Raw genomic sequence first — 18357 nt, forward strand, 5'->3', positions numbered from 1 at the left:
GAATTGCGTAAAACAAAAGACTGGAGCGGTTCTGCGCTCCCATGAAAAGCTGAACCGATCCAAGTCAGCACGACGCGAAAACGCTCACCCGAGCATCCGCATTCTTCCGAGCCCGAGAATATCGTTGACGAGCGCGATGCCGATGCCCGCGGCGACGATTCCCAATCCGATCAGAAAGAGCCGGCGAGATCGGTCATATTTGGTGGCAAACAGGGAGTCCCGCGCCAGCAAATCGGCAAAGACTTTCACCTGGACGGCGATGCCCACGGTCAGGAACAGCATCGGCAGAATATCGATGCGGCTCCAGTCATTGGGGTTGGAGACCCAGACGCTGATGAAATTGAGCGAGAAACCGAGGATGATCCCGGCCGCTGTCAGCGACCCGTTGCGAAACGTCGCATCGATCTTTTCGTCTGGATCGGACTCGGACATGACTTCGCTTCCCGCTGCTGAGGGTAAGAAAGGCAGAAATCATGATCCGGAGCAAGCTCAGCCTGACGTCGCCCTCATAGAGAGCAGACGAAATGTCGCAGCCACGCAAACCCGGGCACTCCCGCCCATGGCTCCTCCGCACGCTGCATTACGGCAATTTCAGGCAAAGACGGGCATGAATTTAATCGCGCCCAGGCGAAGAAATCGCTAAAAAAGCCAATAATTCCAATGAAACAACTTTGGTAACCGCAAGGTTAACGTGCGTCGCCCCGCGCCGTCAATCGCACTTCTGCCCTGTCAAAACGTCGCTTTGACGCCTTGCGCAAATCAGCTTAGCCCAGAGGCTGCCCACCCATGAAAGGAGGGTTTCACGACGAACTTTTCGAAGGAGGTTCAAGTGACCAGTGTTTCGTCTCTCGGCAGCACATTAACTCAATATCAGTCTCCGCTTTCCAGCCTCGACAAGAATGGCGACGGCGTCATATCGGCGGACGAGTTGGCCGCCGCCTCGCAGTCCTCGACATCGGCCACGGCGTCGACCGACAGCGACGACAGCAGCACCGACATCGTCAAGAAGATCACCGCCGACATCCTGTCGCTGATGCTGTCGATGCAGAAGACCGACGGCAGCGACGATCAGAGCGACGACGCTTCCAAGGACGTCTTCGCCGCGATGGATACGGATGGCGACGGCAAGTTGACCGAGTCCGAATTCCTCGCCGCCGATCCGAACAGCATCAAGACGTCAGGTGATAGCGATCCGCTGCTCACCAAAGTGCTGAGCGACATGCAGACGGCCCTTCAAGCCTACCGCAATACCTACGGCGCTTCCGCCGCAGCAGGTGATTCCGCAGCCGAAGACGTGGCGGCGGTCTAGCTGGCCGAGATCCGGGCTCTGCCGGGGGAGCCTCGATCCATCGATGCCGCACAAAGCATCCTACGCAGGCAGATCGATTTGCCGGCACTTGCCAACGTCGTGGGCCTTGTCTGCGATCCGGAAATCATGCACACGCCTTCCCCTCCGTTCCATTTCGACACGAGAACCGCCGCCAACTATCGCAATGATTGCATTAGAGCATTCTGTTTCGACGACTTACTACCGCTAGTACCAGAATTAACACTTGCGCGTCCGCGCCTGGAAATCCACTAGTTGATCCATTCAGTGTGCTTGGCGTCTTACACTGGAATAAAGCGAAGGGATTGGCCTTGATGAAAGCGCTGCTGCTCGTCGACATTCAAAACGGCTTCTGTCCGGGCGGCAATCTGCCGGTGCCGGAGGGCGACAAGGTGGTTCCCGTCGCAAACAGACTGATCGACAGCGGCAAATACGATCTGATTGTCGCCTCGCAGGACTGGCATCCGCCGGGCCACGGCAGCTTCGCCTCCGCCCATCCCGGTGCCGCCCCCTTCGAGATGGGGGAACTGTCAGGCAAGCCGCAGATGATGTGGCCCGACCACTGCATTCAGGGTACGCTCGATGCCGAACTGCATCCCGAGCTCAAATCCGAAGAGATCGACCTGATCCAGCAGAAGGGCGAGGATCCTGATATCGACAGCTATTCGGCCTTCCGCGACAATGCCCGCGATGCCTCGACCGGCCTCTCCGATTTCCTCGAGGATCAGGGCGTCACCGACCTCGACGTCTGCGGGCTGGCGACCGACTATTGCGTCAAGTTCTCCGCGCTCGACGCGCTGGAGATGATACCTGACGTTCGCGTGCGCTTCGTCGAGGATGCAAGCCGCGGCATCACGCCCGAAGGCGTCGCCGCCGCCATCGAGGAGATGCGGACGCATGGCATCGCGATCATCGACAGCGCCAAGGTCCTGGCCGGCTGAGTGAGATCAGCGATAAAAGACAATGTGGCGGATGTCGGATCGGCACACGTCCATCCGTCCTTGGCTCTGAACACACCAATCACGGGAGTTGAGAGATGAGAAAGCTTGTTACCGCAGCCTTCGTGAGCTTGGATGGCGTCATGCAGGCGCCGGGCGCGCCGCAGGAGGATCCGACCGGCGGCTTCACTCTTGGCGGCTGGACCGTTAATTACTGGGACGAGCCGATGGGCGGTTTCATGGACGGGATTTTTACCGACCCCTTCGCGCTGCTGCTCGGCCGTAAAACCTACGAGATCTTCGCGGCGCACTGGCCCTTCGTCGGCAAAGACGATCCCATCGGAAAAGCCTTCAATGCCGCAACCAAATATGTCGCAACCACCTCGAACGAGCCGCTCGCCTGGGAAAATTCCTTTGCGCTGCGCGGCGATGTCGCCGCCGAAATCGCCCGCTTGAAGCAGCAAGACGGTCCCGACCTCCTGACGCAGGGCAGCAGTGGCTTGCTGCAAACCCTGCTGGCGCACGACCTGATCGATGAACTCCGGCTCCTGACATTCCCGCTCATCCTCGGCCCCGGGAAGCGCTTGTTCGGCAAGGGCGCCAGGCCGGAGGCGCTGAAGCTCACGACCAACTCGGTATCGACGACCGGCGTCATCATGAGCGTCTACGAGCGCGCCGGCGAGGTCGAAACCGGCAGCTTCGGAATGCCCGAGCCTTCGCAAGCCGAAATCGCACGCAGAGAACGGATGAAGCGCGAGGGCTGAGACGCGCCGGCGCGTTCCTCAGGCACCGCACTTCATCGAGGATGCCAGCCGCGACAGCGCTGACGTATTGCGCAAATAGGCTGCTGACCGGCGTCTTATTTCAATACGTAGGCGTCGAACGTCTCATCGCTTCCGCCAACCGGGCCGAAGCGCTTGACGAGGCTTGTCGCGCTCTGGAAAGCAGAAATGTCTTCCGGCGTCAGAGACAACCGCCAAACATAGCTTTCACGCAGGGTGACGGGCGCAGCAATCTGATCGAGCCGCTGCGAAAGAAGGATGACGACAGGCACATGCTCACTCCGCTGCAATCGGTGTGCCGTTTGCAGAATATCGGCAAGGCTGAGCGAAAGCCGCGCGTTCCGGGTATATCGCACGATGGCGCCGAACCGCTCCTCCCGCAGAAGATAGGTGCGATTGGAGACGTAATAGGGCAAGGCTTCCACGAGATAGTCGGGATCCGCCATGATGACCGCGTCCTTGAGATCAGGGCGCGATTGCATGAACGCCCCGAAATCCTTGCTTCGGCTCAGGGGTATTTCGGCTATGAAGGCCTGATTGATCTTTTCGATACCGGACACGACCTGTAGCGCCAGCAATATCAGGAAGCACAGGCGCCCGAACCTTACGATCCCGCCAGCAGCCTCGATGCCGGCAGCGCCCGTCCCCTCGCGCTGAGTATGCCTGGTCAAAGCGGTGATCGCGATCATGAAAACCAGCCAGAGCGCCTGATGTCTGTATCCGCCGGGATAGACAAGCGTAAAAAGCAGCGAAAGCCCTAAGAGAACCAATCCGGCTGCGATCATCGCCGGCCGCCGGTTCGCCAGCGCCAACAGGCTGGCGTAGATGAGCACGGACATCAACGCTGCGAAAATCCGGGAGGCCAACGGATATGCCAAGACCAATTCAAGGATCCGGTCGGGATAGAATGCCATAAAATGGGAACTGGGCGCGGCAAGTGCACCGAGGGCAAGCAAAGCGAAATTCTTGCCGCTGAGATCGTTCTGCCCCGTATCATTGAAGGTCGGATAGACCGTTACGAAACATAGAATAATTCCAACCGCGGCAATGGCAGCGGCTGTCGCAAAGCCCCGATATTCCGTCAGGGCAGGCCTTGGCCGCGCCAGAATTAAATCGAAAAACCAATAGGCGAGAAAGCCGCCGACCAGGACGACCGAATGGACGTTGGTATTTGCCAGCAACGCAAACAACAGGCCGAGCAATAGCCCGTTTCGTGTTCCCTTCTCCCAACTCAGGACGATAAGGAAAATCACCAGCATGCTGATGCCGTAATTTCGCGACATCGCGGCGTAGTCGAAAATCGAAAAGCTGCTGAACAGCGACAGCAGCATGATGGAAAGCGGCAGTTTCAGTCCGAAAACAAGAAGATAGGCCGCCGCCGCCGCAATCGTCAGGGCGACGACCTTCAGGACGACCGGTGAGCCGACCACGACATAGGCGGCGCGCAACAGAATATACCAGAGAGCAGGATGACCCTCGCCATGCATCTGGCGAAGCATATCGATGAAATTATCCCCCTGGAGGGCGAGTGACAAAGCACGAACCTCGTCACGCCAGACCGTTTCGGACCAGCAAAGCGCAGACGCCAGCACAAGCCAGACCATAAAGATCAACGCCTTGCCGAGCTTGGCGGATCGAGGTTCATCGATAGCAGAGACAATCACGGCCAAATAACACGCACCCGGTGAACGAAAGCGTCACGACCATATCGGTGCAGAAATAATTTGGCGTTAAGTGAAGGCTCTGGTTCGATTCTAAGGCGCTAGAATTTTTTCCTCCCTCTCAAGCAGATGGATATCTTCGGCCATGTCTTCCATTCGCTTCAACAGGGCGGCTTGGGCATCTTTCAGCCCTCGATTGTAGACGTACGGGCCGATCTCCTCGATGAAGAAGTCAAGCAGGAATTCAGCCGACAAAGCGCCGATGGGGTCGAGTTCCCGGTCGAAATAAGCGCGGATGCGCGAAACGATCTCAGCCTTTTCTTCCTTCGAAAATTCGATCTTCTTCATGGTTGCCTCTTTACCGAATGCGATCAGGAGTTTGATGGTTCAGCGAAATCGATTGGTCAATCAATGAAATTCAATTGCCGTTGCAAGCCGTAGACCATAAGGGGAAACCTGAATTCCAACAGGAAAGATCCCATGAATCGCGCCGACTTTGTTGAAGGTTTGCGGGGCGGCTCCGCCGTTGCGCTGGCATCGGCGCCCTTTGGCGCCCTGTTCGGAGCGCTTGCGGTCGAAAACGGCATGTCGCTCTCCGAAGCCGCCTTCATGAGCGCCACCGTTTATGCCGGTGCCAGCCAGATGGTCGGCATCGAACTCTTCGGTCACAATGTCCATGCCTGGCTGATCGTGCTGTCGATCCTCGCCGTCAATTTCCGCCACGTGCTCTATTCGGCGGCGCTGGCGCGCTACATCGGCCATTTCACGCCGGTGCAGAAATTCTTCACCTTCTTCCTGCTCGTCGATCCGCAATTCGCCGAAGCGGTGAAGCGCGCCGAGACCGGCCGGCAACTCACCTTCGCTTGGTATTTCGGCTTTGCCATCATCATCTACATTCCCTGGGTGCTGATCAGCGTCGCCGGCGGCATGCTCGGCGGCTTCATCGGCGATCCTAAGGCCATCGGCCTCGACATCCTGCTGCCGGCTTATTTCCTCGGCATCGTCCTCGGCTTCCGCAAGCGAGACAATTTCCTGCCCGTGGCGCTCGTTAGCGCGGTGGCTTCCGTGTTCGCCTACCGTTACGTCGGCTCGCCCTGGCATGTCAGCCTCGGTGCCGCCGCAGGCATTGTGCTAGCCGCCGTGCTGCCTTTGCCGCCGGAAGAGCCTGATCTTGAAGCCGATGCCCTTCAATCCGAAGTGCACGAGGTCTGAGCCATGGAATTCGATCTTCACATGGCGCTCGTCATCCTCGCCGCAGCCGCCGCCACCTTCGCCACCCGCATCGGCGGCTATATCCTCATCACCCGAATGAAGAGTATTCCCCCGCGCATGGAGGCGGCGCTGAATGCCGTGCCGGCCGCCGTGCTGACGACGCTGGTCGCGCCCGCCTTCTTCATCGGCGGCTGGGAATCGAAGCTGGCGTTGATCGTCGCTCTCTTCATCGGCCTGCGCTTCAGCCATACATGGATGCTGGTCGCCGCCTGGATCGTCGTGATGAGCTGGCGCCACACGATCGGCGCCTGAGCACCGGCCCGAAAGCCGGCACAGAAATTCAAGGCATTACAGCGTCGCCGACGCTGCAATGCCGTTTTCTCAATATTCCAGCGGCAGCGTCGCGTTTTCGAGCCACGCCCTGACATCGTGATCGTGGATGAGCGGCATCAGCGCCTCGCATGTGCGGCGATGATAGTCGTTGAGCCAGTGCAGCTCGTCATGGGTCAGAAGCTCAGGAATGACGAGGCTGCGGTCGATGGGGCAGAAAGTCAGCGTCTCGAATCCGAGCATCGGCGCATCGCCGCCCTCGATCTCTTCGGCGCCGCGTACATAGATCAGGTTCTCGATGCGGATGCCGAAGCTGCCGGGCCGGTAATAGCCAGGCTCGTTCGAAAGGATCATGCCGGGCAGCAGTTCCTGCGTCGAAAGCCTGGAGATACGCTGCGGCCCCTCATGCACCGAGAGATAGGAGCCGACGCCATGGCCTGTGCCGTGAGCGAAATCGGCGCCGGCCCGCCACAGCGCGATGCGCGCCAGCGGATCGAGGTCGCAGCCACGCGTGCCCTTCGGGAAACGCGCCGTGCTGATCTCTATCATCCCCTTCAGCACCAGCGTGAAGAAGCGCCGATGCTCTTCCGAAACAGTGCCGATGCCGACGGTGCGGGTGATGTCGGTCGTGCCGTTGATATATTGCGCGCCCGAATCGATCAGGAAGAGTTCGCCGGCCTCGATCATCCGGTTGGTCTCGGTTGTCACGCGGTAATGCATGATCGCCGCATGTTCGCCGGCGCCCGAAATCGTGTCGAAGGAAATGTCCTTCAGCGGGTTCTGCATGCTCTGGCCGACGCGGGCGCGCGCCGCTTCGAGATGCTCGGCAGCAGCGATCTCGGTGACCGTGCCGGGCTTCGTCTGCGACAGCCAATAGAGGAATTCCACCATCGCCGCCCCGTCCTGCAGATGCGCGGCGGCCGAGCCGTTGATCTCGACGTCGTTCTTCACCGCGCGCGGCAGCTTGGCGGGATCAGCGCCCTCCACCACTTCGCCGCCCGCCTTACGGATGATCGCCGCCAGCGCATAGGCGGCGATATCAGGGTCGATCAGCACCCGGCCGCCGTCTCTCGAGACGGCGGCAAGCCTCTCCTCCAGCGCCGAGGGCGGCAGCTGCGTGCAGATCTGCCCGAGATAGGCCTCCGGCTCGATGCCGGTCTTGCGCTTGTCCAGGAAGAGTTCGGCCCGGCCGTCGGCATGGATGATGGCGCGCGCCAGCGGATGCGGCGTGTGCGGCACGTCGGCGCCACGGATATTGAAGGTCCAGGCGACCGAAGAGGGATCGGCGATCAGCACCGCTGCAAGGTTCTTCTTCGAGAGATCGGCTGCGATCGTCGCGATCTTCTCTCGCGCCAGCACGCCGGCCTGGACGACATTCTGGATGCTGACCGCGCCAAGCGGCTCGGCCGGCCGGTCGGCCCAAAGCCTGTCGAGCGGATTGTGCGGCAGGAAGACCAGCGTGCCGCCGATCTCCGACAGCGCCCTTTCCAGACGGCGCACCTCGGCCCCGGCATGCAGCCAGGGGTCGATGCCGAGCCGCAGGCCCTTGCCGCCGTTTGCGGCCAGCCAGACATGCGGCGGCTCGTTGACGAGATCGCCACCCGAAAAGACCGAACCGTCGACCTGTTCGGCAAGTTGCGTCACATAGCGTCCGTCGACGAAGACGATCGCCTGCGTGCGCATGATCAGCGCAATTCCGGCCGAGCCGGTAAAGCCCGTCAGCCATGCCAAGCGCTCCGAACATGCGGGAACATATTCGCCGTTGAATTCATCGGCACGCGGCACGACAAAGGCGTCGATGCCGAGCGAATCGAAACTAGCGCGCAGCGCCGATACACGATCCCTGCCGAATTGCGGCGTGGAGGTAACCTCGAAAGACTGGAACATGCTGGAAACCCGAATGATTGAGACGAATCCGGTTAATGGGATGCCGGCCATGTTAGCGAAATTTCAATCGATGGGGAGAAAAAGCGACAAAACGAGTCGAAACCCCTGGGGCCGCTCAACATTTTGACGGAACTGTGACGCCAAAAGTTAATTTGGCACGCTTTATGCATTGGCCGCATGGCTCCCATGACCAAAACCCTCTGCCTCCGCATTTCAGAATAGCTATATAGGCGTCATCGAACGGTTCGCGATGAACCTGTAAACAAAGGAATTCTTGAAATGACCGCCTCTCTCTCGCGCTTCGCATATAGCAGCCCGGTGCAGGCTGGCGAACGCCAGACCGTGCGTCACGTGATCGGCGCCCGCCGCCCGCAGAACGAGGACAGCCTCAAGCTGCTCGGCGCCGGCCAGCGGGCCACGCGCCACAAGGGTGCCCCCAGCTACGCGTTCTAAGCCTGAAAGCCAGTCCGTCTCCTCCCTCCCGGACCGGCCTATTGGAATGCAGTGGAGCCCGCTTGAGCGCTCCTCCCCTTGAGCTCGCGGGCATTGACCGGATAGACCGGTCCAAGGCGGTGCCATCGGCACCGCCTTTTTTCTTCTTTGGGAAGGCACGGGAGGTACGCTATCGGCTTGCTCCCTCTTCTCCCCAGCGGGGAGAAGGTGGCCCGAAGGGTCGGATGCAAGGGGGCCACACGGCACACCATTCGCTGCGCTCAGCGCATTCGCGACTTCGCCGCTCACCCCCTCATCGCCTCGCTATCGCTCCGGCACTTCTCCCCGCTGGGGAGAAGAGGACACCGCATTCGCCTCCCCAACTCTCGCCCCCATCAAGGCCGATCGAGATGGATAGTCACCCAGCCGTTGCGCCAGATGGTTCTGACGTGGCGAAGCCTCGCGCCACTATAGGCGGCAATCACCTTCCAGCGCTGCCCGGCAAGGATGCCGGAGAGAATGACCGATCCGCCAGGCGCAAGATGCGTCGCAAGCTTCGGCGCCATGCGGATCAGCGGCCGGGCGAGAATGTTGGCGATGATGAGATCGAAGGGGCCATGCTCGGAAAAGGCCGTCGAATGAAAGCCCGGCGCGGTCCTGGTAACGATGCCCGAGGCGATGCCGTTGCGGCGCACGTTCTCGGCCGCCACCTTCGTCGCGATCGGATCGATGTCGGTCGCCAGCACCGGTATGTTCCTGAGCTTGCGCACCGCAATCGCCAGTACGCCGCTGCCGGTGCCGAGATCGAGCGCGTTGCGGACCGGGCGCGAGCGCACCACGCTATCGATCACCTCGAGGCAGCCGGCCGTCGTGCCGTGATGGCCTGTGCCGAAGGCCTGGCCGGCATCGATCTCGATGGCGATGTCGCCGGGGCGGATTTTGTCGCGGTCATGCGAGCCATGTACCAGGAAACGGCCCGCCCGGACGGGCTTCAGCCCCTCCAGCGATTTCACTACCCAGTCGATCTCGGGGATGACTTCCCGCTCCAGCCGGGCATCGGGGAAAGAAGCCTTCAATGCGTCCTCGACGCGGGGTTGCACCTCAGCCTCGTCCTCGGCCATCATATAGATCGAGGCTTCCCAGATATCCTTCTTCTCATCGATCTCGGTGGTGCCGATGGCAAAGTCTTCTTCACCGAAGACCTCGCTCAGAAGGTCGAGGATCTCCTCGGCCTTGGCTTCGGTCGTCGTCACGTAAAGGCGGATTTCACTCACGATAGGCGGTCTTTCCCATTTCCATTGCCCGCCGCCGGTCGAGCCAACGCCCTATCACGCTGAAGCTGTCACCCCTTGCTGACGAGATTCTCCAGCTTCTTTACCGCCGTGTCCGGGTTTTCGCCATAGGCGATCGTTCCGGCAAACCGCCCGGCCGAATCGAGCAGGAAGACCGAGGCGGTGTGGTCCATCGTATAGTCGCCTTTCGGATCCTTCTCGTCGACCGGCACTTTCTTGGCGTAGACGCGGAAACCCTTGACGACCTCGGCGATCTTGTCAGGCGCGCCTGAAATGCCGGTGATGCGCTTGGAAACATTGGAGACGTATTCGTTCATGATCTCGGGAGTGTCGCGCTCCGGATCGACGGTCACGAAATAGGCCTGCAGCTTATCGCCCTTCGGATCGACCTTCTCCATCCAGCCGTTCAGCTCGAAAAGCGTCGTCGGGCAGACTTCCGGGCAATGGGTGAAGCCGAAGAACAGCGCCGTCGGCTTGCCGCGCAGCGCCTGCTCGGTGATCGGCTGCCCGCTCTGAGAGACCAGGGTGAAGGGCACCCCGAAAGGCGCTTCCGCCACCACATTCTTCGACTTCGTCAGGTAGAGCGTGTACGCGCCAAGAAACCCGGCAAGTATCAGGACACCGACCCAGACGGCGATGCGGAATGTCTTCATTAGCATGATCCTCGATCCAGGCGGATGTGCCGCCCGCCCCTGCTGGCGTGATTATAGCCTCGACCGGAGGCGCGCAATTCAAGAAAATGTTTTCGAACCCGTGTTGAATTGTCTCACCGGTAGAAACTGCCACGGCAACGAAATCCGCCCTCAGGAATCTGCACGGATCAAAAATGCATGTGTTTGAATAGCTTACATCCAGAGCGACGGCCAATTCGAAAATACATATCGTTAGGAAAGACTTAAGCCGTCACATCTATATTTAACGGCGGTTCTACATCGCCTCTCCCGCTGGGGACAACTGGGAAGAATTCTGACCATGAACAACAATAACGCCATCAAGCAGTCGGGCGCTTATCTCGAAATCGTTTCGTTCCACCTCGGCGATCAGGAATTCTGCATCGACATCATGGCCATCCGCGAAATCCGCGGCTGGGCTCCGGTGACGCCGATGCCGCACACCCCGCCCTACGTCTTGGGTCTCATCAACCTGCGCGGTGCGGTGATCCCCGTTATCGACATGGCCTGCCGCCTCGGCATGAAGATGACCGAGCCCTCCGAGCGCTCGGCGATCATCGTCACCGACATCGCCGGCAAGCTGGTCGGCCTGCTGGTCGAGCAGGTTTCCGACATGATGACCATCAAGAGCGAGGACCTGCAGCCGCCGCCGGAAATCATCCCGGAAGCCCAGCGCGCCTTCTGCCGCGGGATCGTCGCGCTCGAAAAGACCATGGTCTGCTTCCTGAACCTCGACACGGTCATTGCCGACGAACTGACACAGGCCGCCTGAGGAATACTCATATCTGGAATTCGAAGGCCCGGCTCGTCCGGACCTTTTTGATTTTGGGGTGGAGGTAAAACGGGCATGGGATCAGACTTTGCGAAAAACCCTCCCCAACCCCTCCCCACAAAGGGGAGGGACCATGCTCAGGCCCCGACTCGCTCCTCCCGAAACGTCGAAAATCTGGAAAGCGGGTGCGGCAAGTTAAGCCCCTCCCCCTTGTGGGGAGGGGTTGGGGCGGGGTCTTTCATCGCAAGCGCGAGAGCCCCCGGAACCTCCCAGACTTATTGCGGCTTCCCATTCTTCCAGGTCACGCTCTGCCCGTAGAGCGGAATGGTCGAGATCGACATCTTCGCCGAACCGTCGGTCAGTTCGCGCGAATGGGCGAGATAGATCAGCGTGTCGTTGGTCTTGTCGTAGATACGGTTGACGACCAGTGTCTTCCAGATCAGCGACATTCCCTGGCGGAACACCTCGCTGCCATCCTTGGACAGGTCGATATTGCCGATCTCGATCGGCCCCGTCTGCCGGCAGGCAATGGAATTGTTGGACGGATCCTCGAACCAGTTGCCGTTCTTGAACCGGTCGATCAGGCTGCGGTCGAAATAGGTGACGTGGCAGGTAACGCCCTTGACCTCGGGGTCGGAGACCGCCTCGACGATGATGTCGTTGCCGATCCAGTCGACCCCGACCTTGCCGACGACTTCGGCCAAGGCAGCACCTGCGGAAAGGGCGGCGAAAGAGAAGGCGGCGAGGAGAAGATTGCGCAGTCTGGACATGGCGGCTCCCTGAATAATCCGCATTCTAGATAAGCATGTACCCATGCTTTGCAAGAAATGGGTGCTCGCTGAAGGATCAGCCTTTCCGGCAGGTGCAGGGCTCGTAGGCCCGCGCCGTCAGCCGACCGGGTTTCATGCCGATCAGCGCTGGTATCGCGTGGACGGCACTGGCCTTGACCGCCTTCGCCATCTCGATGGCGGCCGCCGCGCAGACCGCGGCATCTTCGGCGGCGTTGTGGTGCACGAAACGCAGACCGAGATGCTCGGCAATCAGGTTCAGCCGGTGCGAGAGGAAATGCGGCCAGATCCGCTGCGCCATCTTCAGGCTGCAGAGATAGGTAAGCTCCGGATAGGATTGCCGGTAGAGATCGAGGCTCGCCCGCCAGACGCTGAAATCGAAGGCGGCATTGTGCGCGATCATCGTCGCGCCGCGAAAATCCTCCTCGAACTCGTCCATCACCTCGGGAAACTCGGGCGCGTCCTCGACATGCTCCGGCCGGATGCCGTGGATTGCGATGTTCATCCCGGAAAAGCGCATCTCCCGCGGCCGGATCAGCCGTTCCTCGACGCGCGTCACCCTGCCCTCCTCGATCCAGGCAAGGCCGACGGAACAGGCGCTGCCGCGCTGTTCGTTCGCCGTCTCGAAGTCAATTGCGATGGTCTTCAATGCAGCAACCCGAATCGTTTCTTCAGGAACAGGAATACCGCCCCGCTTCCGGCCGCGCAAATTCGACGCGACGCCCGATTGACTTTTTAACCCGCATATCGAAACTTGTTGCCATGATCGGTTCCGTGACCATGGCAGCGCTTATCCATCACACCACGACCCTTGAAGGGTACGCGGGAGCGATGGCGCGATAGCAGCGATCCGATCATCATCCCGAAACCCTGCCGAGGCGAGCAGGGTTTTCGGAAACCGGCTCTCCTCCCGACATCGATGGAGAGCATGAATGTCCGAAAACGAAGAGAATGAACCTCGCGAGCGAGCGCGCCTGCCAGATGGCGTCTTCGTGCGCGCCGTCCGCCTGTCCGATGCGGAGGAGATCACCGATCTCATAAATCTGCCGGGCTACCGGGCCGGCACCTTGCGGCCGCCCTACCAGCGGGTCGAGGAGGTTCGCAAGCACATGGAAAATCCCTCGCCGGGCGCGCTCAACCTCGTCGTCACCCAAAATGGCAAGATCGTCGGCAATGGTGGCCTCAACCGCCTCTCCGACCGTAGGCAGCACGTCGCCAGTATCGGCATGGGTGTGCATGACGATTTCACTGGCCGCGGCTTCGGACGGATCCTGCTCGGCGCGATGGTCGACGCTGCCGACGACTGGCTCGATATCAAACGGCTGGAACTAACCGTCTACACCGACAACGATGTCGCCATCGGCCTCTACCGGAAATTCGGTTTCGAACGGGAAGGCCTGCTGAAGGCCTTCGGCTTTCGATCAGGGGAGTATGTCGACGCCTATACGATGGCGCGGCTCAGGTTATGAGAAAACGGGCTGGCGGCTTGCCGTCAGCCCTCACCCGCTGATCAGTGCCAGCCATTCGTCCTCGTCCATCGTCTGCACACCGAGTTCGCGCGCCTTGTCGAGCTTGGAGCCGGCGCCTGGGCCGGCGACGACGATGTCGGTCTTCTTCGAGACCGATCCCGCCACCTTGGCGCCGAGGCTTTCCGCCCTCGCCTTTGCCTCGTCGCGGGTAAACTTTTCCAGCGAGCCGGTGAAAACCACGGTCTTACCGGCAACCGGGCTGCCTGCCGTCTTCGGTTGTTCGGCCTCCTCGGGCGTCACCTCCTCAAGCAGTCGGGTGATCACCTCGACATTGCGTGGTTCCTTGTAGAATTCGACGATGGCCCGCGCCACGACCTCGCCGATACCTTCGATGGCGTTGAGATCGTTCCAGGCGTCGCCAGAAAGCGCCTCGGCCTCCCGCATCGCCATCTCGAATGCCTCGTAGGTGCCATAGGAGCGCGCCAGCAGCTTCGCGGTGGTCTCGCCGACATGACGGATGCCGAGCGCGTAGATAAAGCGATGGAGCGCAATGCTGCGCCGCTCGTTGATCGCGCCATAGAGCTTGCCGACGCTGACCTTGCCGAAGCCGTCAATATTCTCGAGCTTGGTCAATGAATCCCGCTGCCGTTCCTCCAGCGTGAAGATATCGGGCGCAGTGCGGATCTGCAGCGACGCGTCCTCGTTTTCGAAGAAGAAGTCGATCTGCTTCGAACCGAGGCCCTCGATATCGAAGGCGTTGCGCGAAACGAAATGCTTCAGATGCTCCGTCGCCTGCGCCCTGCAAATGAAGCCGCCGGTGCAGCGGGTGACCGAATCGAGCTTGCCGGTCTTCTCATGTCTTTCACGCACGGCATGCGAACCGCAGACCGGGCAGGTCTTCGGAAATTCATAGGGACTGGCCTCGGCCGGGCGTTTCTCCATGACCACGTCGAGTACCTGCGGAATGACGTCGCCTGCGCGCTGCACGATGACGGTATCACCAATGCGGATATCGTGCTCGTCGTCGCGGATGCGTTCGCCGCTATTGCCGATGCCCTGGATGTAATCCGCGTTGTGCAGCGTCGCATTGGTGACGACAACGCCGCCGACGGTGATCGGCGTCAAACGCGCCACAGGGGTCAAGGCGCCAGTGCGGCCAACCTGGATGTCGATATTCTCGACGATCGTGAAAGCCTGTTCGGCAGGAAACTTGTGCGCCGTCGCCCAGCGCGGCGAACGCGAGCGGAAGCCGAGACGGGCCTGCAGCTCCAGACTGTCGACCTTGTAGACGACGCCGTCGATGTCGTAGTCGAGATCCGGACGCTCAAGCCCGATCTCGTCATAATGCGCCAGGATGTCGGCGACCGAGTTCAACCGTTTCATCAGCGGATTGACCGGAAAACCCCAGTCCTTGAAGGTCTGCACCATACCGAACTGTGTATCGGCGGGCATCTCCGACATCTCGCCCCAGGCATAAGCGAAGAATTTCAGCTTGCGGCTTGCCGTCACCTTGGCGTCGAGCTGGCGCAGCGATCCGGCGGCCGTATTACGCGGATTGACATAGGTCTGCTTGCCCTCCGCCTCCATCTGCCGGTTCAGCGCCAGGAAGTCGCTCTTGGCCATGTAGACCTCACCGCGGATCTCGACGACAGCGGGCACGCCTTTCGGCAGCTCGTTGGGGATCTCGGCGATGGTCCGGATGTTGGCAGTGACATTCTCCCCCGTCGTGCCGTCGCCACGCGTTGCAGCGGTCACCAGCCTGCCGTTTTCATAACGGATCGACATCGAGAGACCGTCGATCTTCGGCTCGGCGGTAAAGGCGATCGACTGGTCCGGCAGCCGGCCGAGGAAACGATAGACGCCGGCGACAAAATCCTGCACGTCCTCCTGCGAGAAGGTGTTGTCGAGCGACAACATCGGCCGCGCGTGGACGACAGGCGAAAAAGTGACGGAGGGCGCCGCACCGACATGCCGCGATGGGCTGTCTTCGCGGATCAACTCGGGAAAGCGCACTTCCAGCGCATCGTTGCGGCGCTTCAGCGCGTCGTAATCGGCATCCGAAATCTCCGGCCGGTCCTTGCCGTGATAGAGCGCATCGTGATGTGCGATCTCCTTTGCCAGCCGTTCGAGCTCGGCGGCAGCCTCTTCGATCGTCAACGTATCGACGGCGGAACTTTCGGTGGACATGGAACATCACTCCAGAGAATCTGCATTGTTTTTTAGAGCAAAATTTCCGGATGAAAAGAGAGGCCGCGTATCCGCCATCGGGATGATCGGCCCGCTCAGCTCTCCTCCCTCATTCCTGTGCCTGTCACAGGAATCCAGCCACGGCGCCTCTGCGCCGTGAATGACACTCTCTTTCAGGGAAGAAGAATCTCCCGCGCCCAAGGACTTGGGCGCGCTGGATCCCTGTGACGAGCACAGGGATGAGGGAGATTGAGGTGAGCTTTCGCGCCGACTTTCATGCCGTGGAATCCTTGTCACCGCCCTATCCGGCTATTCCCAATCGTTCGCATTGCGCAGCCGGATACCACTGACATGCAGGCTCGTGCCCCAGAGCCCTTTCAGCGGCGTCAGCGTGTCCACCACCCTGAGATCCACCTTGCGCGGGGCAAACTCCCGGTCGAGCTGTGACATGGCGGCATGCTCTATCGGCACCACTCTCTTTCGGGCCACCCACATGCCAGCATCACCCAGATCCTCGAAGCCCTCGGCTGGCATCTCGTAACGATGAATCGTCTCCGCTTCGAGCCGTTCCAGCCAACGGCGCTCGACGTAGGCGACGGCGCGCCAGTCGCCGAGCCAGTGTCGTCGTTCGGCCTCCGGCGTATCGGCTGTCGCCCAGAGGAGGATGCGGGGACAATCGCGCGGAAAGAGATACATGAAATCATGATCGGCATCGATTGCCCAGACGAGCGGACCGTTCAGCCATTCCCGGCCGGGCGCACGGGCAGACGGGATGCGAACCGGGCGTGGCTCGAACGCCGCGATACCGGCATCGTCGCTGAAATGGAAAAGTCGCATGGCTTGGGCTCGCCGCCGATCGGGAAGCTTCAGCGGATATCGCGCCGCGGGGTGATTGTCATCCCACCTGCCTAAGCGGAAAGAGCATCGGAAATTAGCCGTTGCCGGCTAGCAGCCGCTTCGCTGCCGCCCTCGCCTCTTCGGTGACCGAAGCTCCGGCCAGCATACGGGCGATCTCCTCGGTGCGGTCCTTCTGCGCCATCGTCGCGACGCGCGTGGCAATCTTTTCCGAACCGTCGGCCGACGGCCCCTTGGAAATCAAGAGATGCGTCGCCGCCCGCGCCGCGACTTGCGGCGCATGCGTGACCGACAGCACCTGCACCCGCTCCGACAGCCGCTTCAGCCGCTGACCGATCGCATCGGCCACCGCGCCGCCGACGCCGGTATCGATTTCGTCGAAGACGAGCGTCGGGGCCGATCCGCGATCGGCGAGCGCCACTTTCAGCGCCAGCAGGAAACGCGAGAGTTCGCCGCCCGAGGCGACCTTCATGATCGAGCCTGGCCGCGTGCCCGGATTGGTCTGGACATGGAACTCGACGACGTCGATGCCTTCGGCCAGCGCCTCGCCCGCATCCGTGGTGATCTCGACCATGAAACGGGCGCGTTCGAGTTTCAGCGCCGGCAGCTCGGCCATGACGGCCCCAGCCAGTGCCGTGCCGGCATGATGGCGCTTGTCGGACAGCGAGCGCGCCGCCGCATCGTAATTTTCCCGAGCCAGGCCAACCTCGGCATCAAGCCGCGCAAGCCGCTCCTCGCCCGCGTCGAGATCGGCAAGATCGGCGATCATGCGGACGGCAAGCGCCGGCAGCTCGGTGACAGGCACGGAATATTTGCGCGAGGCGGCCCTGAGCGCGAAAAGCCGCTCCTCCACCCGCTCCAGCTCCCTGGGGTCGTATTCGGTCTTGCGCAGTGCCGCCTCGACTTCCATCTGCGCGTTGGAAAGCTGGTCCAGCGCGGCATCGAGCAGCGTCACTGTGTCTTCGAGCAGTCCTGGCGCCTCATGGCTCTTGCGCTCCAGCCGGCGCACCAGCGAGGCGATATGGGGCACCGGCGAGGCATTGCCGTTCAGGAATTCGGACGCCTCGGCAATATCGCCAGCGATTCGCTCGGCTTTCATCATCTTCTGCCGGCGATCGGCGAGTTCTTCCTCCTCGCCGTCCTGCGGCGAGAGCTTCTCGAGTTCCTCGACCGAAGAGCGCAGATAGTCGGCTTCGCGCGCCGCACTTTCCACCTTCTCGCGGTGCTTCTTCAGCGTCCGCTCGCTGTCGCGCCACAGGCGATAGAGCCGGGAGACCTCCGAAACCTCGTCGGTGAGGCCGGCGAAGGCATCGAGCAGAGTGCGGTGGGCATTGGTGTCGACAAGGGCGCGGTCGTCGTGCTGTCCGTGGATTTCGACCAGCATCTGACCGGCCTGGCGCATCAGTTGCACGCTGACCGGCTGGTCGTTGACATAGGCCTTGGTGCGTCCGTCCGCCGATTGCTGGCGGCGGAAGATCAGGTCGCCCTCGTCGTCGATGCCGTTTTCACGCAGGAGGGTGCGGGCGCCGTGTTCCATGCCGACGTCGAACACCGCCGTCACCTGGCCCTTGTCCTCGCCATGACGCACCAAGCCGCCATCGCCGCGCCCGCCGAGCGCCAGCGACAGGCTGTCGAGCAAGATGGATTTACCCGCCCCGGTCTCGCCCGTCAGCACGGAGAGGCCGGTCTCGAAGGCAAGATCCAGCCGCTCGATCAGGACGATATCGCGGATCGAAAGCTGGATCAGCATTGGC

General features: G+C 61.1%; 19 protein-coding genes. 8 read left to right on the top strand and 11 right to left on the bottom strand.

Annotated elements, in window-relative coordinates; genetic code table 11:
• Positions 1 to 84: 84 nt before the first annotated feature.
• Positions 85 to 432 (bottom strand): hypothetical protein, encoded by a 348-nt coding sequence (locus OLZ32_RS16860; RefSeq protein WP_017988936.1) that lies wholly within the window; start codon positions 430 to 432, stop codon positions 85 to 87.
• A 397-nt stretch (positions 433 to 829) separates the two neighbouring features.
• On the opposite strand from OLZ32_RS16860, the gene OLZ32_RS16865 reads away from it, so the two are divergent.
• The 3 genes from OLZ32_RS16865 to OLZ32_RS16875 all read left to right on the top strand — a co-directional run bounded on the left by OLZ32_RS16865 (position 830) and on the right by OLZ32_RS16875 (position 3029).
• Complete coding sequence (locus OLZ32_RS16865; protein ID WP_264399134.1) at positions 830 to 1309, top strand: EF-hand domain-containing protein; 480 nt, start codon at positions 830 to 832, stop codon at positions 1307 to 1309.
• A 332-nt stretch (positions 1310 to 1641) separates the two neighbouring features.
• Positions 1642 to 2268 carry a bifunctional nicotinamidase/pyrazinamidase gene (pncA, locus tag OLZ32_RS16870; protein ID WP_264421855.1) on the top strand — a complete coding sequence of 209 codons (627 nt, stop codon included), beginning with the start codon at positions 1642 to 1644 and terminating at the stop codon, positions 2266 to 2268.
• A gap of 95 nt (positions 2269 to 2363) precedes the next feature.
• Positions 2364 to 3029: a dihydrofolate reductase family protein gene (locus OLZ32_RS16875; RefSeq protein ID WP_264421857.1), complete on the top strand. Its 666-nt coding sequence runs from the start codon at positions 2364 to 2366 to the stop codon at positions 3027 to 3029.
• Positions 3030 to 3124: 95 nt separating this feature from the next.
• On the opposite strand, the gene OLZ32_RS16880 is transcribed toward OLZ32_RS16875, so the two are convergent.
• Together OLZ32_RS16880 and OLZ32_RS16885 are read right to left on the bottom strand one after the other, a co-directional pair.
• On the bottom strand, positions 3125 to 4717 hold the full coding sequence (locus OLZ32_RS16880; RefSeq protein ID WP_264399131.1) for a hypothetical protein: 1593 nt from the start codon (positions 4715 to 4717) through the stop codon (positions 3125 to 3127).
• Between the two features lie 84 nt (positions 4718 to 4801).
• Positions 4802 to 5056: a DUF2164 domain-containing protein gene (locus OLZ32_RS16885; RefSeq protein ID WP_264399130.1), complete on the bottom strand. Its 255-nt coding sequence runs from the start codon at positions 5054 to 5056 to the stop codon at positions 4802 to 4804.
• Between the two features lie 132 nt (positions 5057 to 5188).
• Here OLZ32_RS16885 and OLZ32_RS16890 point away from each other — a divergent pair, with 132 nt between their 5' ends.
• Complete coding sequence (locus OLZ32_RS16890) at positions 5189 to 5920, top strand: AzlC family ABC transporter permease (RefSeq protein ID WP_003541361.1); 732 nt, start codon at positions 5189 to 5191, stop codon at positions 5918 to 5920.
• A gap of 3 nt (positions 5921 to 5923) precedes the next feature.
• On the top strand, positions 5924 to 6232 hold the full coding sequence (locus OLZ32_RS16895; protein ID WP_003541364.1) for an AzlD family protein: 309 nt from the start codon (positions 5924 to 5926) through the stop codon (positions 6230 to 6232).
• Positions 6233 to 6301: 69 nt separating this feature from the next.
• Here the strand turns inward: OLZ32_RS16895 and OLZ32_RS16900 are convergent, their stop codons facing one another.
• Positions 6302 to 8137, bottom strand: a complete 1836-nt coding sequence (locus OLZ32_RS16900) for an aminopeptidase P family protein (protein WP_264399129.1) — start codon at positions 8135 to 8137, stop codon at positions 6302 to 6304.
• 279 nt (positions 8138 to 8416) lie between these two features.
• On the opposite strand from OLZ32_RS16900, the gene OLZ32_RS16905 reads away from it, so the two are divergent.
• Positions 8417 to 8590 (top strand): hypothetical protein, encoded by a 174-nt coding sequence (locus OLZ32_RS16905; RefSeq protein ID WP_003541368.1) that lies wholly within the window; start codon positions 8417 to 8419, stop codon positions 8588 to 8590.
• 374 nt (positions 8591 to 8964) lie between these two features.
• Here the strand turns inward: OLZ32_RS16905 and OLZ32_RS16910 are convergent, their stop codons facing one another.
• Positions 8965 to 9843 (bottom strand): 50S ribosomal protein L11 methyltransferase, encoded by an 879-nt coding sequence (locus tag OLZ32_RS16910; RefSeq protein WP_264399128.1) that lies wholly within the window; start codon positions 9841 to 9843, stop codon positions 8965 to 8967.
• Between the two features lie 68 nt (positions 9844 to 9911).
• The gene (locus tag OLZ32_RS16915; RefSeq protein WP_264399127.1) at positions 9912 to 10514 is read right to left on the bottom strand and encodes an SCO family protein; all 603 of its coding nucleotides are present in this window, start codon (positions 10512 to 10514) and stop codon (positions 9912 to 9914) included.
• Between the two features lie 319 nt (positions 10515 to 10833).
• On the opposite strand from OLZ32_RS16915, the gene OLZ32_RS16920 reads away from it, so the two are divergent.
• Positions 10834 to 11304: a chemotaxis protein CheW gene (locus OLZ32_RS16920; RefSeq protein ID WP_003541378.1), complete on the top strand. Its 471-nt coding sequence runs from the start codon at positions 10834 to 10836 to the stop codon at positions 11302 to 11304.
• 275 nt (positions 11305 to 11579) lie between these two features.
• Here the strand turns inward: OLZ32_RS16920 and OLZ32_RS16925 are convergent, their stop codons facing one another.
• Both OLZ32_RS16925 and OLZ32_RS16930 read right to left on the bottom strand, forming a co-directional pair.
• Positions 11580 to 12074, bottom strand: coding sequence for a CreA family protein (locus OLZ32_RS16925; RefSeq protein ID WP_264399126.1), 495 nt, complete (start codon positions 12072 to 12074; stop codon positions 11580 to 11582).
• 76 nt (positions 12075 to 12150) lie between these two features.
• Positions 12151 to 12741, bottom strand: a complete 591-nt coding sequence (locus OLZ32_RS16930) for a 3'-5' exonuclease (RefSeq protein WP_264421859.1) — start codon at positions 12739 to 12741, stop codon at positions 12151 to 12153.
• A gap of 283 nt (positions 12742 to 13024) precedes the next feature.
• Between OLZ32_RS16930 and OLZ32_RS16935 the strand changes: the two genes are divergently transcribed.
• A complete protein-coding gene (locus tag OLZ32_RS16935) occupies positions 13025 to 13561 on the top strand; it encodes a GNAT family N-acetyltransferase (protein WP_264399124.1) in 537 nt (178 codons plus the stop codon).
• A gap of 30 nt (positions 13562 to 13591) precedes the next feature.
• On the opposite strand, the gene ligA is transcribed toward OLZ32_RS16935, so the two are convergent.
• The 3 genes from ligA to recN form a co-directional block, all read right to left on the bottom strand.
• Positions 13592 to 15748 carry an NAD-dependent DNA ligase LigA gene (gene ligA, locus OLZ32_RS16940; RefSeq protein WP_264399123.1) on the bottom strand — a complete coding sequence of 719 codons (2157 nt, stop codon included), beginning with the start codon at positions 15746 to 15748 and terminating at the stop codon, positions 13592 to 13594.
• Positions 15749 to 16057: 309 nt separating this feature from the next.
• Positions 16058 to 16585 (bottom strand): DUF6886 family protein, encoded by a 528-nt coding sequence (locus tag OLZ32_RS16945; RefSeq protein ID WP_264399122.1) that lies wholly within the window; start codon positions 16583 to 16585, stop codon positions 16058 to 16060.
• 94 nt (positions 16586 to 16679) lie between these two features.
• Positions 16680 to 18353: a DNA repair protein RecN gene (recN, locus tag OLZ32_RS16950; RefSeq protein WP_168277534.1), complete on the bottom strand. Its 1674-nt coding sequence runs from the start codon at positions 18351 to 18353 to the stop codon at positions 16680 to 16682.
• Positions 18354 to 18357: the final 4 nt, after the last annotated feature.

Origin of the sequence: Rhizobium acaciae (assembly GCF_025941625.1) — a bacterium.
In the GTDB taxonomy this organism is placed as follows: domain Bacteria; phylum Pseudomonadota; class Alphaproteobacteria; order Rhizobiales; family Rhizobiaceae; genus Rhizobium; species Rhizobium acaciae.

Coding starts and splice junctions, on each gene's coding strand:
- OLZ32_RS16925 (WP_264399126.1), bottom strand. CDS start 12,074: ATGTCCAGACTGCGCAATCTTCTCCTCGCCGCCTTCTCTTTCGCCGCC.
- pncA (WP_264421855.1), top strand. CDS start 1,642: ATGAAAGCGCTGCTGCTCGTCGACATTCAAAACGGCTTCTGTCCGGGC.
- OLZ32_RS16875 (WP_264421857.1), top strand. CDS start 2,364: ATGAGAAAGCTTGTTACCGCAGCCTTCGTGAGCTTGGATGGCGTCATG.
- ligA (WP_264399123.1), bottom strand. CDS start 15,748: ATGTCCACCGAAAGTTCCGCCGTCGATACGTTGACGATCGAAGAGGCT.
- OLZ32_RS16885 (WP_264399130.1), bottom strand. CDS start 5,056: ATGAAGAAGATCGAATTTTCGAAGGAAGAAAAGGCTGAGATCGTTTCG.
- OLZ32_RS16945 (WP_264399122.1), bottom strand. CDS start 16,585: ATGCGACTTTTCCATTTCAGCGACGATGCCGGTATCGCGGCGTTCGAG.
- OLZ32_RS16905 (WP_003541368.1), top strand. CDS start 8,417: ATGACCGCCTCTCTCTCGCGCTTCGCATATAGCAGCCCGGTGCAGGCT.
- OLZ32_RS16900 (WP_264399129.1), bottom strand. CDS start 8,137: ATGTTCCAGTCTTTCGAGGTTACCTCCACGCCGCAATTCGGCAGGGAT.
- OLZ32_RS16915 (WP_264399127.1), bottom strand. CDS start 10,514: ATGAAGACATTCCGCATCGCCGTCTGGGTCGGTGTCCTGATACTTGCC.
- OLZ32_RS16895 (WP_003541364.1), top strand. CDS start 5,924: ATGGAATTCGATCTTCACATGGCGCTCGTCATCCTCGCCGCAGCCGCC.
- OLZ32_RS16890 (WP_003541361.1), top strand. CDS start 5,189: ATGAATCGCGCCGACTTTGTTGAAGGTTTGCGGGGCGGCTCCGCCGTT.
- OLZ32_RS16935 (WP_264399124.1), top strand. CDS start 13,025: ATGTCCGAAAACGAAGAGAATGAACCTCGCGAGCGAGCGCGCCTGCCA.
- OLZ32_RS16920 (WP_003541378.1), top strand. CDS start 10,834: ATGAACAACAATAACGCCATCAAGCAGTCGGGCGCTTATCTCGAAATC.
- OLZ32_RS16860 (WP_017988936.1), bottom strand. CDS start 432: ATGTCCGAGTCCGATCCAGACGAAAAGATCGATGCGACGTTTCGCAAC.
- recN (WP_168277534.1), bottom strand. CDS start 18,353: ATGCTGATCCAGCTTTCGATCCGCGATATCGTCCTGATCGAGCGGCTG.